Annotated in this window: 9 protein-coding genes; 4 read left to right on the top strand and 5 right to left on the bottom strand. The window is 49.3% G+C overall.

Features of this window, described 5'->3' with window-relative positions; genetic code table 11:
* Positions 1–17 precede the first annotated feature (17 nt).
* Positions 18–2,345 (bottom strand): hypothetical protein, encoded by a 2,328-nt coding sequence (locus G459_RS0100615; RefSeq protein ID WP_026965889.1) that lies wholly within the window; start codon positions 2,343–2,345, stop codon positions 18–20.
* 126 nt (positions 2,346–2,471) lie between these two features.
* On the opposite strand from G459_RS0100615, the gene G459_RS0100610 reads away from it, so the two are divergent.
* The 4 genes from G459_RS0100610 (at position 2,472) to G459_RS0100595 (ending at position 8,887) form a co-directional block, all read left to right on the top strand.
* A complete protein-coding gene (locus G459_RS0100610) occupies positions 2,472–5,093 on the top strand; it encodes a DUF4838 domain-containing protein (protein ID WP_026965888.1) in 2,622 nt (873 codons plus the stop codon).
* A 113-nt stretch (positions 5,094–5,206) separates the two neighbouring features.
* Positions 5,207–5,986, top strand: a complete 780-nt coding sequence (locus G459_RS0100605) for a glycerophosphodiester phosphodiesterase family protein (protein ID WP_026965887.1) — start codon at positions 5,207–5,209, stop codon at positions 5,984–5,986.
* A 268-nt stretch (positions 5,987–6,254) separates the two neighbouring features.
* On the top strand, positions 6,255–7,160 hold the full coding sequence (locus G459_RS0100600) for a sugar phosphate isomerase/epimerase family protein (RefSeq protein WP_026965886.1): 906 nt from the start codon (positions 6,255–6,257) through the stop codon (positions 7,158–7,160).
* A gap of 206 nt (positions 7,161–7,366) precedes the next feature.
* Positions 7,367–8,887 (top strand): arylsulfatase, encoded by a 1,521-nt coding sequence (locus tag G459_RS0100595; protein WP_026965885.1) that lies wholly within the window; start codon positions 7,367–7,369, stop codon positions 8,885–8,887.
* A gap of 71 nt (positions 8,888–8,958) precedes the next feature.
* On the opposite strand, the gene G459_RS0100590 is transcribed toward G459_RS0100595, so the two are convergent.
* The 4 genes from G459_RS0100590 to fahA form a co-directional block, all read right to left on the bottom strand.
* Complete coding sequence (locus G459_RS0100590) at positions 8,959–9,234, bottom strand: ferredoxin reductase domain-containing protein (RefSeq protein WP_026965884.1); 276 nt, start codon at positions 9,232–9,234, stop codon at positions 8,959–8,961.
* Positions 9,235–9,250: 16 nt separating this feature from the next.
* Positions 9,251–10,759, bottom strand: a complete 1,509-nt coding sequence (locus G459_RS0100585) for a hypothetical protein (RefSeq protein ID WP_026965883.1) — start codon at positions 10,757–10,759, stop codon at positions 9,251–9,253.
* Between the two features lie 270 nt (positions 10,760–11,029).
* A complete protein-coding gene (locus G459_RS0100575; protein ID WP_026965882.1) occupies positions 11,030–11,752 on the bottom strand; it encodes a Dph6-related ATP pyrophosphatase in 723 nt (240 codons plus the stop codon).
* Positions 11,753–11,965: 213 nt separating this feature from the next.
* Positions 11,966–13,240 (bottom strand): fumarylacetoacetase, encoded by a 1,275-nt coding sequence (gene fahA / locus G459_RS0100570; protein WP_026965881.1) that lies wholly within the window; start codon positions 13,238–13,240, stop codon positions 11,966–11,968.
* Positions 13,241–13,309: the final 69 nt, after the last annotated feature.

Raw genomic sequence — 13,309 nt, 5'->3', positions numbered from 1 at the left:
TGAATTGAAGCTTGGAATTATCTTTTTATCAACCACACATCCGAGATCCTGGAATAATGTCTCCATGCCAGGTGGGATTCCTCAGGCCGGTCAAAACTGACCGTCATCTTTCCGTCTCCAACCACATCTCTTGGCACAATGAATTCTTTGAATCCGCCCAGTTCCTTTTCATACACCAAGGGTTCCAGTCGCTTTCCGTCAATGCGGATCAGGGCTTCTCCATACCCGGTCACCCGGATCAGGTAGCGGGCATTGGGATCCAAATCTTCATACTCCAATTCCGGATTCACCTGATAGACCTGCGAGGAAAGTCTCCAACGGCTGTATCCACTGGCCCACCAACCAAAATCCACCGCATCGTACACCGTCGTAGTCACGTGCGGGCTTTTGGCGATATTGGACACGTCGTCGTAATAGCCGCCTTCACCCGGATTTTCCCAGTTGGCGATCAGATTGAGGTACTCTTGCTTTTGTTCTTCCGAACCCATTCCACGGATGGAATCAAACTGATCTGCCAACCACCAGCGGTTGTTGAGTGGATAGTCCACAAAATCGAGGATACATCCGCGCTGGGAGTTGCTCGCCTTGAATTTTTCCACTGAGGTCTGGAGCCCGATAGAGGTAAACAGTGCTTGGGCATAGTCTTCAATCTTCTTTCTGGATTCTCTTTCGATAGGCTGAGAATCTGCCAGATTGACTAAGTCCAAGGCCTGATTCATTGTTGCATCCATGCCGAGTGTCGGGTATTGCAATAGCACTTGATCGGCCTGCTTTTCCAATCCGGTCTCATAGATTTTTCGATGACGGACATAGGAGTCGTAATAGGCCCGGATGACCATCATCTGCCATCTCCAGTTGCCGGAAAGCTGTGGATTGGTTGCTTCCAGATTTTTCCAATAGGCGAGGGTTGGCTCAATGCCTCCGTTGTCTATGATCGATCCGTCCCAGTTGCTCTCGAGGGCAAGAATGCCTTCCGCTGCTTTCTCCCCCACCTTGCTGTCGAAGAAAAAGTTGGAATACTCCATCAGGATATCCCGAACATTCTTGTCAGGATTCCAACCTCTTTGGCTCCAGACGACCTTGTTCACATCGTCATGGCAGCCGTCAGAATACGAAACAAATCCGTCGGTGAAAGGCGCGTATTTGTTGTGCACATCGGCATAGAATACCGGCATGGGATTGATCCCCTCACGGCCGATCGTCAGTGCAAAAGCCTGGTCAAAATTCGGAACCGGATAGTCGCATCGCACATTGTGCGTCACATCGGGATAGCTTCGGTGTTTGTATTGGCTGGGAAGGCGAAAACGGGTCTCGGAGATCGGTGGACTGCTGGGTCCAGACACCACTCCGCGCAACCAAGTCGGCTTGTTTTCTTCCAGATACTGGTAGAAATAATCGACCTGCTCCTGGCTGAATCCCTGGAGGGAAATCCAGATCCCTGCATTCGGATGGTACTTGATCAATCGGGCATGGAGGTCTTTCAGGAACGGTAAAACATCTTTGGGATGGTTGTGCCCTGGGTCTCCGCCCGGAAAAAAGATATTGTCCAGACGGGGGACTTTTGGGTAATTGGCCTCGTGGATATCCAGTTCCTTTGCACGGATGGCCGGATCGGTCAGATCCACCGTGGCTGGAGTCCAAATCCAGTATTCGATGTCATACTTTTCGCAAATCTCACTCATCTTCACATTCATCTCCTCGCGGGAAATCTTAAAATGCGGACTGTTGTCATTTCCTCCGTCGGGTGGAATGTTTTCGATGGCATTGGTACCAAAGAGGGCAAGTTCCCGGATGTACTGGTCGTATTGCTCCACCGACCAGGCATCGTAAGAATTGGCGGTATTTCTATAGCCGATCTGGTGACCGCGAAGGGAATATTTTGGAGAAGAAGCAAAGTCAAGCTGATCGTCGATGAGAAACTGTCCTTTGGCAAAAGAGCTTGTTCTCAACAATTCGCCGATTCCAAAGATCAATGCCCGGGAGTCTGCTCCGATGATCCACAGAATATTGTCATGAAAGACGATTCGAAAACCTTCCGGTTGAAATTCCGGGGAATTGGCATCTGCATTTTTGGGAGGGTTTTTCCCATCCAAAACGGCCGTTGAGGAAAGTGCCAAAGCAACGGTAAATTTCCCTGCTTCCTTCCATTGCTGTATTGGGCTGACGCTGATCTTGCTGCGCTTGCCGATCTCTTCCTGCAGGATCTCCAAGGCAGATTGCCTGACCTGAGGCTTGATGTCCGCCGAGATGAGCACGCTGAGTTTGTCCAGATTTACTGGCGTAGCGTACGTGACATTCAATACCAGAATCAAGCAACAGAGAAGAAAGGTAATTTGTAATCGCATGGGCAAAACAGAAATTGAATGGTATACCGCCGAGAGGTGATGTCGGAAATCTCACAGACAATACTTTCCATTTTTGATTTTGGGCTATTGGATAGCCTGTTTTTATGGTAAGTAGGTATTTCAACCATGGAAAATAGGCTCAAAACTCTACTCGTCCCCGTCTTTTTGTTCCTCTTCCTAAGCCAGGCGAGGGCAGAAAAACCAACTTTCGAAGAGTATGCTCAGGTCACTATTATCTTGGGAAAAGAGGCCGGAAGTGTCGAAATGAAAGTGGCTGAATTGCTAAAAGAACGGATTCTCGAAAAGTCGGCGATTCAGATCAAGATATCCACCGTCAGTGATGGAAGCGAATCAGAAGGGCTGTTGATTTTGTTGGGCAGACCGGAGCACCATTCCGGGATTCAGGAGCAATTCACCAAAAACCGGATTGCTCCGTTATCTACCCTTGCTCCGGGACCTGAGGGTTTTCTACTCCGTCAGGTGGATCAAAACTTGATTTTGGCAGCCGGAATCGATGACCGGGGAAGCCTCTACGTAGTAGGCGAGCTGCTCCGACAAATGACTTTTGAGGAGAATGAAATTTCCCTACCTCCAAATCTAAACATCCGAACTGCCCCGGCTTTTGAGATCCGAGGAACGCAATTTGGGCAAAGTGGCGTGGCAAAGAACCTCGCAAAAGTTCGGGATTGGACCGACGAAGAAACCCAGCGGGTGATTCTTGATTATGCACTTGCCGGAGCCAACACGTTCACTGTTGACGAAGGGCCGATGTATGATTTCATCAAATCTTTTGGCCTGATGACCCAGGGAGGATTTGGGGCAAATACGGCTGCTGAAGTTAAAGACCCGCTTTGGATGGCCTCTGAATCCATCGGTCGGGGAGGTTATGTCTGTCCTTCTGTCCCAGCAGCTAGAGCCTATATGCTGGAGAAGTTTGAAGACTTTGCCAAAACCAGCCCTTCCTATGATCTGCTCAAGTTCCAGGGAGGAGACGGAGGCGGCTGTGAATGCGATCGTTGCGATCCTTATGGACTAACCTTTATCCAGCTGGTGGAGGACATGGCTAACATCATGCACAAGTATCATCCTCACGCAAGGATTTACTTCACCAATCAGAAGTTTGACAATGCGGATGATGAGGCGATTTTTGAATACCTGCAGGAAAAACCGAGGGATTGGCTTTGGGCATGGGGTTATGGTCCGGGTTCGGACGCGACCAGCTGGCAGCCCGGACACCGCCAGACTCACCGAATGGACCTGTTCAGATATCCGGGTTTTGGGCCTTATGGATTGTATCCTCTGGAAATAACCAGACAGATGCCCGCCAGACACAAGCTCTTGTATTACAACGAAATCACCCACTGGAAATACGCCCAGCATGCCTATGTCCAGATGTATCCAAGAGCGGACAAGAACGGCGATCTGCCTCCACATTGGGGACAGGACATCTACGAGCGCCGACCGGATCAATACTTGACGCAGGTCTATAATCGACTTACCTTCTTCGCCTGGCCAAAGCAATATCACCGCGTCTTCAACGATCTAATGCCGTATGGTATCGGAGATATCACCCACTCCTCAGGCAATCACGACCACTTCAATCAATGGATGTGGCAGCGGCTGCTTTGGGCTCCCCGAACTTCGGTGGAGGACGTGGTGGACGAATATGCCAAAACATGGTTTGGACCGGAAGCTGCGCCGCTGATGGCAAAAGCGATTTTCCAGTTGGAAGAAAATCTGGAAGAAATCCCCGGAAAGCCGCTTCCTCAAAAGGAAGGAATCCTTACTTATTATGAGCTAGTGAAAGAGGCTGGAAATGCAATGCCCGAAAACTGGAAGAAAAACAACTGGCTCTGGAGAATGTATTTGCAAAAAGGGGCTTTGGATCGCTACACACAACTGGCTGTCAGCGGTCAATTGCAAGTTCAAAATGAAATTGAAGTGCTAGTCAAAACCGAATCAAGCAAAGATGTTTCCAATCAAACTCTCGAATCCGCGCTGGAAAAACTGAAATCGGCGAACTCAGAAACTCCTGAAATGGCCACACTCAAAGCGGAAACCGAGAAGCTTGGAGAGGAAAGCAACGCGCTGTTTGGTTCAAGAAATGAAGGATTCTTTAATCTTGAGCATGATTTTATCGGCTTGGGATGGCTGGAGCGTCAACTTAACCGTGCTCTGACAGCTAAAGGAGAACATCGAAAAGAACTCCTGGAGATGATCACCGACTACGAAAACCCGGGTGAAGGAGGTCAGTATGACAACCTGGGAACAGCCAATCCTGCACCGAACGTTGTATTCGGCTATCCTTACGATCATGGCCAACCCTACATCCAGCAGATGCTTTCCGAGGGAAATCGTCCAAGCCAGCGCTCCATGCATTTCACCCAGGATGAAGCTCAGGGAGTGACGCTCCATTACCGTGATCTCGATCCCAATGCTAAGTACAAGATCCGCTTTACGCTGGTCCGTCCTTGGTATCAGGACCGGTATGCCAGTCGGATGAATCAAAAATCCGAAACAATCCTGGCCGACGATCAAATTTTGGCTGACAATGTGGAACTTCCTCTTCAGATGAGCGACCACTTTACGTTCGACATTCCCGTCAAGTTGACGCAGGATGGCGAACTGGTGATCCGCTTTCGCAAAGCTGCGGATGTAGCCAATGGAGACCGTGTGAGCGTCGAGCAATGGCGGAATTCAGGAGGTTGGGGAACCTTGGTGTCCGAGGCCTGGCTGATCCGAAACTAGGAGTTTGGCCTCCCCTTCCGTATGAAGTTTATGTAAAATTACGTGACGAGGGCAGCCAAATCGGTCGGAATTTATACTTTAGGACTTTCTTCTCTTTTTCAAAAACAACCAAAATGTCACGATTTCTACTCTGCTTACTGGCTCTGACTGTGTCTTTCACCTCATCTTTTTCTCAGGAAATGTTTCATAAAAATTCCGTGATTGCCCACCGTGGAGCGTGGAAGGCTCAGGGACTTCCCCAAAATTCCCTCGCCTCACTGGATGAGGCCGTGAGGTTGAAGTGTGAGGGTTCGGAGTTTGACGTGTGGATGACTGCAGATGGCATCCTGGTCGTAAATCATGACGCCGAATATCTGGAAATGCCCATTGAGACCTCCACCTTCAAGGAATTGCGAAGCAAAAAACTTCCCAATGGAGAGAAAATCCCGACGGTGAAAGAGTACCTAAAAAAGGGAATGAAGCAGACCGGCACCAAGCTGATACTGGAGATTAAGCCTTCCAAGATCAGTGTCGAGAGAAGCAAGGAACTCGCTGCAAAATGTGTCGATCAGGTCAAGGAATTGAAAGCCGAAAAGTGGGTGGACTACATCACGTTCAGCTACGATGCAGGGATCAAGGTCATCGAACTTGACCCAAAGGCCAATGTCGCCTATCTAAACGGTGAAAAATCCCCAGCCGAGCTAAAGGAAGCCGGTTTCTTCGGCTTTGATTACAATATCCGCGTCGTGAAGGAAAAACCTCAGTGGATCAAAGAAGCGCAAGATCTCGGCCTTACGGTCAACGTCTGGACGGTCAACAAGGTAGAAGACATGCAGTGGCTCCTCGACCAAAAAGTGGACTTCATCACCACTGACGAACCAGAACTGCTTTTTGAGACGATCGGTAAGAGATAGACTTTGGGTTCCAGAGTCACTCCCGGGTTTCTCATCTTAATTTTGCTTCGACTCCGCTCAGCATGACAGGAATTCTTGACTCTTGCTTCTCGGCTCTTGTTTCTTGACTATTGCTTCTTGCCTCTTGTTTCTCGGCTCTTATTTCTAGTTTCTTGGCTCGTAGCCCTTGATACTTATTTCAACACTTTTCCCTACAAAATAACCGAAGGGCCGAGGTTGAGTCTTAAGCGTTTTGGGTATCTTACAGCCCTTAAAACCTAAAAAAACAATGAAACGACCCATTAGCTTATTGTTTGCTATTGCAATTGGATTCATGGCTTTCGGCCCGAAAACCAACACCGCAGAGCAACCCAAATCAACCGAAATCACAGCCGCAAAACCAAAGCAATTTGGCGGATTGGCACTCTACACCGTGCGTGACGCCATGGGCAAAGATCCCAAAGGAACGCTCAAAGCGGTGGCTGACGCCGGCTACGCCTATGTCGAATCCGCCAACTACGCGGATGGCAAATTCTACGGAATGACCCCAGCCGAATTCAAATCCTATCTGAACAGCCTCGGCCTAACCGCCAAAAGCGCCCACATGGGCATGGTCAACATGGAAAATGCGGACCAGTTGATCGCCGACGTGAAAGCTGCCGGTATTGAATATTTCGTGATTCCTGTGCCTCCGATGGGCATGTTTACCTTTGATCAAGCCACCAAGTCGATGGCGATGAAAGGCACCGCAGATGACCTCGTCAAGATCATGGATACCTTGGGAGAAAAATGTCACAAAGCCGGAATCAAGCTGCTGTACCACAATCATGACTTTGAGTTTAAGCCTTTGGCTGATGGCACTGTGATCGAGGACGTCCTTTTGGAAAAGTGCAATCCTGAATACGTCAACTTCCAGATGGATCTGTTCTGGGTGACCAAAGCTGAGGTAGATCCATTGACTTACTTCGAAAAATATCCAGGCAGATTTAAGGCTTGGCATGTCAAAGACATGAGTACTGAAGGAGTTTTTGCTCCTGTTGGCACCGGCACAATTGATTTCAAACGAATTCTGGATGCCAAAAAGAAATCAGGAATGGAGTTCTATCTCGTGGAGCAAGACAACACCTTCGGATTGGATCCGCTGGAAGCGATCAAGATAAGCCACGCAGGTCTGGAAAAAATCGGATTTAAGTAAGCGAACTCTCCGTCTTACCATCAAAAGCCAGCCTTCGGGTTGGCTTTTTTGGTTTCTGGCTTTTTTGCGTGAAGGACTGAGCCAATTTCCTCCTTGCTGTTGCGTCGTCGATGGTTAAAAATCTTCTCCTTCTGGTTTAAAAACACTGCCCAAGACTAATCGGGCCTTTTAATTATCTTGACCGAACTCACCAATTCCCTCAGGTCATGCACTACCCGGTTTTTATTATGCTGCTTTGGCTTTTTCCGTCGATTCAGTCAGAAGAGAAATCAGAAAAGCCCAACATCGTCCTCATCTTGGCGGATGACCTGGGTTGGTCGGATATCGGGGCTTACGGAAGTGAAGTCGAAACACCAAATTTGGACTGGTTGGCAGCCAATGGCGTCCGATTTACCCAGATGTACAATACCTCCAAGTGCAACCCCTCCAGAGCAGCTTTGCTCACCGGCCTGTATGCCCAGCAGGTAGGCTATGAAGCCTCGTACCTTCAGCCTCTGAAAAACGGGATTACCTTGGGTGAGCTACTGCAATCTGCGGGATACCGAACTCTTTGGGCAGGCAAGCATCATGGGTTTGACCACCCGATGGATCGGGGTTTCGACCGATATTATGGATTGAAAGAAGGCGCTTCCAACCATTTCAATCCAGGGCCACGAAGAGAAAATGAACCTCAACCAGCCCAAAAAAGGCCAGATCGGCCTTTCTATGAGGATCGAAAACTCTTCCAACCCTACACGCCTCCCGCAGATTATTACTCCACGGACTACTTCACCAAACATGCCCTGCAATGGTTGGATGAGTATCCGAATCCAGACAAACCCTTTTTCCTGTACCTCTCCTACACCGCTCCCCACGATCCCCTGATGGCTTGGCCCGAGGACATCAAGAAATACAAAGGCAAATATTCAGAGGGCTATGAGGTGATCCGGCAGCGCCGCTTTGAAAAGCAAAAGCAGCTGGGGATCGTCGATGAAAACTATGTTCTCAGCGAAGCCACGCATATTCCCTGGTCGTCACTTTCTGATTCACTGCGAAATGTAGAAGAGCAGAAGATGGGAGTCTATGCAGCCATGATTGACCGCATGGATCAAAAAATCGGTGAAATCATCCAGAAATTGCGGACCCAGGGCAGGCTGGATAACACCGTATTCATCTTCCTATCGGATAATGGAGCCTCCGCCGAAGTAGTTAATATCCCAGGCGACGGCAAGATCGGAACCGTCGGCCAATGGACTTCTTTGGGCCAGGATTGGGCGAATGTAGGCAACACGCCGCTTCGGTTTTACAAAAACTACTCCTTCGAAGGGGGGATCAAAACACCGCTGATCATCTCCTGGCCGAAGGGACTTGGCCATCAAAACGAAATCAACTCTTTCCCTGCCCATTTAATCGACATTCTCCCGACGCTTGCGGAACTCGCGGGAGCGGACTACCCGCTTGAATTCAAGGGAAGCCCGGTTCTCCCCGCTGAAGGGGAAAGTCTTTTACCTGCCATCCGGGAGGAAATCTCGTTTAGGGAAAAACCGCTCTTCTGGGAATGGTCTGTGGGAAGAGCCGTCCGGAAAGGAAACTGGAAGCTTGTCGCACATGGAAAAGACGCCCCTTGGGAATTGTACAACTTGGAAGACGACCCATCCGAAATTCAAAACATCATCTCCCTACATCCGGATATAGCCAAGAATTTGGAGGGCCTTTTCTATGAATGGAAGAAAAAAGTGAGCTCTTAGCGGTGGGTTTTGTATACTTCCGCTGAGCTTTCATTTTTCGTAAAAGTCCATCTTGAAGCAAAAAACACGTTTTATTTCTCAAACCTAATTTCCTCAGGCTTTGCTCCTAGCTGCTCCTGCGTTTCGTTGATCGCTTTTACCATCTTGTCCGGCCCGCAGATGTAGAATTGTCCGGAAAAATCCCGGATGCGCTTTTTAAGAAAGTCTTTGTTGATCATCCAAAATACATGCACCTTCTCTGGCTTGTCAGTGAACTTGAAATTTTGGGCCGGATGTCCACTTTCCTCTGTAGCACGACCACTGGCAGCAAAAAAGCCATCCCGATCATCCGGAATGGCCTTTAACACTAAAAATCAGGTGATATCAACTCAGCAAAAGCGTTAAGTTGCGATGTGTCGAATTGTGCCCGATGTAGCCGTAGCCGTTGGTCGTCCGTGCCCAGGCTGTGATGATAAAGCTATACGCGCAGGACTGGGGCGGCCTCCAGTTCCCTGCCTCGGGGATCGATTTTGCGGTGAATCCAGCCCAGTTGCCCTTCGATGGATCATAGGCTTCTGAGTAGATTCCCGTTGAAAGCCCTGCTCCATAGGTTGCCGAGAAGCTGACCTGGAGAAGATTTCCCTCTGGATCATGACCGGTGATTTTGAACTTTATCCCATCTGGTGCAGCACCGATTGTCTCGATGGCGCAGGCTGAGACCTCGTTCGCTCCGTGTTTCAGACTGTCGATGTTGATCGACGGCAGATGGTTGTCGATGTACAGGCCAAGCGTCTGAGTGGCATTGGGGACGTCGATATTCAGTACTCTTTTGTAGAAAGTAACCTTGATCTGATAGAGCCCCGGAAGCAGGGCAGAGGTTGGAAACTGAATCAGCAGGTCGTCAATGGAATAATCATTTCCCGGATTTGCCAACTCATAGAAGCCGAGCGCAGAGGGCGCAAAAGACTCCAACACATAGGTACTTCCGTTCCAGCGGTAGTTCGACCAGTTGCTGATCAGCTTCTGGGCTGAGCCTCCCGGCGGTGTGATTTCCACTTTGTATTTCTTCACATCGGAGTCCCAAAGCTGTTGGATCTTAGTCCGGTTTCCGATCAGGTTGAGCGTACCTCCAAAAGCGGCATTTTGCACGAAGACGAAATAGCCGGCGTCCGTAGTTGCCCGGCCGGAGGCATTGATCTTTGTCGTGGGAATCAACCCCACGCTACCCACCAAGGGTCCCAGATCCGCAGAAGGAACGACCGGCTTTCTGGAGAAAACCAGCTGGCGAAGCTTGGTAAAATCGGTGTAAAAACCACCCGGGAAATCCGTCGTGAATGCCGGACTGGAAGACTTCACCCGAAACCCAAAATAGGTAAACGGCGTGCTCAAGGGCCAGGCAAGTGAGACGTTGATCTCCTTCAGGTCAATCTTAAATTTCCAGATTCGATGCGGAGAGGAAGAATTGTCGCTGGATCCAAACTCCTGCCTCACTTCGCTGAGTGAGGGGTCTGGCAGCAGCGTCGTCCAGGTTCCCGGCCCAAGGTAAAGCTGTCGGCCGAGCTTGTTTGGCTGCCCCGGATAGAGGCCGTAGTTCACATCCTGATTAGCAGTGATTGCCCGGTCTCTATTTTTGTCAAAACTGAGCCAGAAATAGTCATTCGTCCCCGTATCATTGCCCAGATCTGACGTAAGATCGAGCGCGAGGTACAGAAACTTTGCATCGTTTTTCGCCAGTACTACCCCTCGGGTAAACTTCAGCGTTCCTGCATCATCCCATCCGCCTGAATTCAGCGGCGCATGAAGATCAATCGGTGTTTGGGCCCATTCGCTCTTAAATGGGAGCGCGAACAGAATGGGCGTGGTAATGGATAAGCTTTTGACAACTTTGGCCATGGTTTTTGGATTTAGAAAAGTTAGAAAAGAAGAAAAATTGCTCGGCTATAAAAATCCGGAGCTGACACTTGGAACAACAATCCCAATAGGAAGTCTGAGGAAGACTTATCGGGAACCTTAAGTGGTAAATCAAAACAGTTTCAATACAAACCGTCTATTAACCAGTCAATTAAATTAAGGTTTAAAAAACAAAAAACACAATAATGGGATAACAATTTCTTCTAGTTGTTACTTATTAAAGGTTTATTTTAACTATTTTGACAACGGTTTTTAGGGGGTAGCGGAAGTGATTTCCGCAAACCAAAAATGTTTTTTACCGGCTTCTCCACCTGCGAGCACGATATCATAAGACTGGCTAATCACCTGCTCAGTTTGAATTGCAACGGACAGCTTGAAGATCGGCCCATCGTAGCAGAAGCTGTGAAACTCGCCGTTTTCCCCGCAGGGATCGACGGAAGCAGGCAAGCTGTCCAGAAACTCCTGATCAAAATCCCTACCTACTCGATCCCTGTCAATAAGATCGGCATCGGCTGCGCAGATGACGGTTTTAAATCCGGTTTTAATAAAAGCTTTTGCCAGCTCGTCCGTCGGCTTCTTCCAAAGCGGAAAGACAGCGGTAAAAGCCCTTGACGCAAGGTTGTCTTCCCGGTATTTCCGCAGGTCTTCCAGAAAAATATCCCCATATCCCAAGTGCTTAATCCCCATCTCAGTCAGTTCATCCAGGTAGGAATTGATGGCCTTTTCATAGGCCCGGTTGTCGCCACTGGCGGGATAGTAGATCTTGTCGAGCGGAAGTCCAAGCGCAGTCGCCTGCATCTCGATCAACTCTTCAGAGATCCCGTGCATACCAACCCGCCGGGTGGATTCTCCGAACGTCGTGTGCAGCCTTTTCACTTCGAAGCATGGATCCCGCTGGAGGTGATAGAGTGCAAAAGCGCTGTCTTTGCCTCCTGACCAGCTCAGGGAAATCGGGATTCTTTGCTCAGGATTCATGTGGCGAAAATAGATAATAGAGGAAAACTATCCCGGAAAAAAGTCCCGGAATGATCTCAGTCTCCTGAATTGAATCACATAGTCAAAACAGAAATCCGTAAAGATCTGTGCCCTTTTCTGTGGAAATCTGCGGGAAATTCTAAACCAAAGTGGCCGCTATCGCGAAGGAAAGCCGTCAGGAGTTTGTCGGTATACGACCGATTCTTAAAACTATTAAAGCGGCTTGGCTGGCAATACCTGTCCGCTCACCTCGCCAAAACCTACGCGGACACCGTCTTTCTCAGCAAAGCCTTTCATGATGACCGTATCACCGTCTTCGATAAAAGTCCGCTCGTCCCCTTCTCCCAGTTTCACCATGCGGCTTCCGTTCCAGCTCAATTCGATCATGGATCCGAAGGAGTCCTCCGCAGAGCCGGAGATAGTGCCGGACGCCATCATATCACCGACATTGATGTTGCATCCGTTGACGGTGTGATGCGCCAGCTGTTGGGCTACGTTCCAATACATGGCGCTGAAATTGGCCGTACTGATCTTTGCGGGCTTCTTCTCTTCGGGCTGGATGAATACCTCCAGATTGATATCAAAACTGTGAGTATTCTCGCATTTCAGGTAAGGGAGGACTTCCGGCTCCTGCGTCGGTCCGGCTACCCGAAACGGCTCCAAAGCCTCCAAGGTCACCACCCAAGGCGAGATCGATGAACCGAAGTTTTTTCCCAAAAATGGCCCCAAAGGCACATACTCCCAAGCCTGGATATCGCGAGCCGACCAGTCGTTGAAGAGTACAAATCCAAAGATAAAATCCTCGGCATCCACGGTAGAGACAGAATCTCCGAGTCGTGTCTGCTTGCCTGTGATGAAAGCCACTTCCAACTCGAAGTCGAGTTTTTGGCTTGGCCCAAACATCGGCGCCGCACTGTCAGGGCTCTTGAATTGCCCTTTCGGGCGGTGGATTGGTGTGCCAGACACTACGATGGATGATGCCCTTCCGTGATATCCAACAGGCAAGTGCTTCCAGTTAGGCAAAAGTGCATTTTCAGGATCGCGAAACATCTTGCCTAAATTGGTTGCGTGCTCGCTGCTACTGTAAAAGTCCGTGTAGTCGCCGATCTTCACCGGCAAAAGCATCTCGGCCTCCTTGCGGGTCACCATGACTTTACCCCTCGCCGAGTGGTCCCGAAGTTCTGCGTTTCCTTCCAAAAGCAGGGTTTGCACCCGCTCACGGATCTTTTTGGTTTGGGTTTTACCCAAGGCAATCATGTCGTTAAGAGAATCTCTGAGGAAAATTCCCTCAGGGAGAAACAGTGTCGCAAAAAATCCCTCCTGATCCAGAATGCTCAAATCGACGATCTTGTCACCGATCGCTATTCCGATGCGAGGACTTAGTTTTTTGTTTTTAAAAACACCAAAAGGAAGGTTATAAATCGAGAAATCGGAATTCTTTGGTACTTCCACCCAAGTATTCAGGGCAGGCAGGGGGTGGTCAGGCATGATCAAAAATTGTTACTGCCCAAAGTTAGTCGATTCCCTCGGATTAGAAAACCGGGGCCGTCTAGCCAT

Source organism: Algoriphagus terrigena DSM 22685 (genome assembly GCF_000429445.1).
In the GTDB taxonomy this organism is placed as follows: domain Bacteria; phylum Bacteroidota; class Bacteroidia; order Cytophagales; family Cyclobacteriaceae; genus Algoriphagus; species Algoriphagus terrigena.
This window is presented reverse-complemented; position numbering and strand designations above follow the sequence as displayed.

Coding starts and splice junctions, on each gene's coding strand:
- G459_RS0100615 (WP_026965889.1), bottom strand. CDS start 2,345: ATGCGATTACAAATTACCTTTCTTCTCTGTTGCTTGATTCTGGTATTG.
- G459_RS0100610 (WP_026965888.1), top strand. CDS start 2,472: ATGGAAAATAGGCTCAAAACTCTACTCGTCCCCGTCTTTTTGTTCCTC.
- G459_RS0100605 (WP_026965887.1), top strand. CDS start 5,207: ATGTCACGATTTCTACTCTGCTTACTGGCTCTGACTGTGTCTTTCACC.
- G459_RS0100600 (WP_026965886.1), top strand. CDS start 6,255: ATGAAACGACCCATTAGCTTATTGTTTGCTATTGCAATTGGATTCATG.
- G459_RS0100595 (WP_026965885.1), top strand. CDS start 7,367: ATGCACTACCCGGTTTTTATTATGCTGCTTTGGCTTTTTCCGTCGATT.
- G459_RS0100585 (WP_026965883.1), bottom strand. CDS start 10,759: ATGGCCAAAGTTGTCAAAAGCTTATCCATTACCACGCCCATTCTGTTC.
- G459_RS0100575 (WP_026965882.1), bottom strand. CDS start 11,752: ATGAATCCTGAGCAAAGAATCCCGATTTCCCTGAGCTGGTCAGGAGGC.
- fahA (WP_026965881.1), bottom strand. CDS start 13,240: ATGCCTGACCACCCCCTGCCTGCCCTGAATACTTGGGTGGAAGTACCA.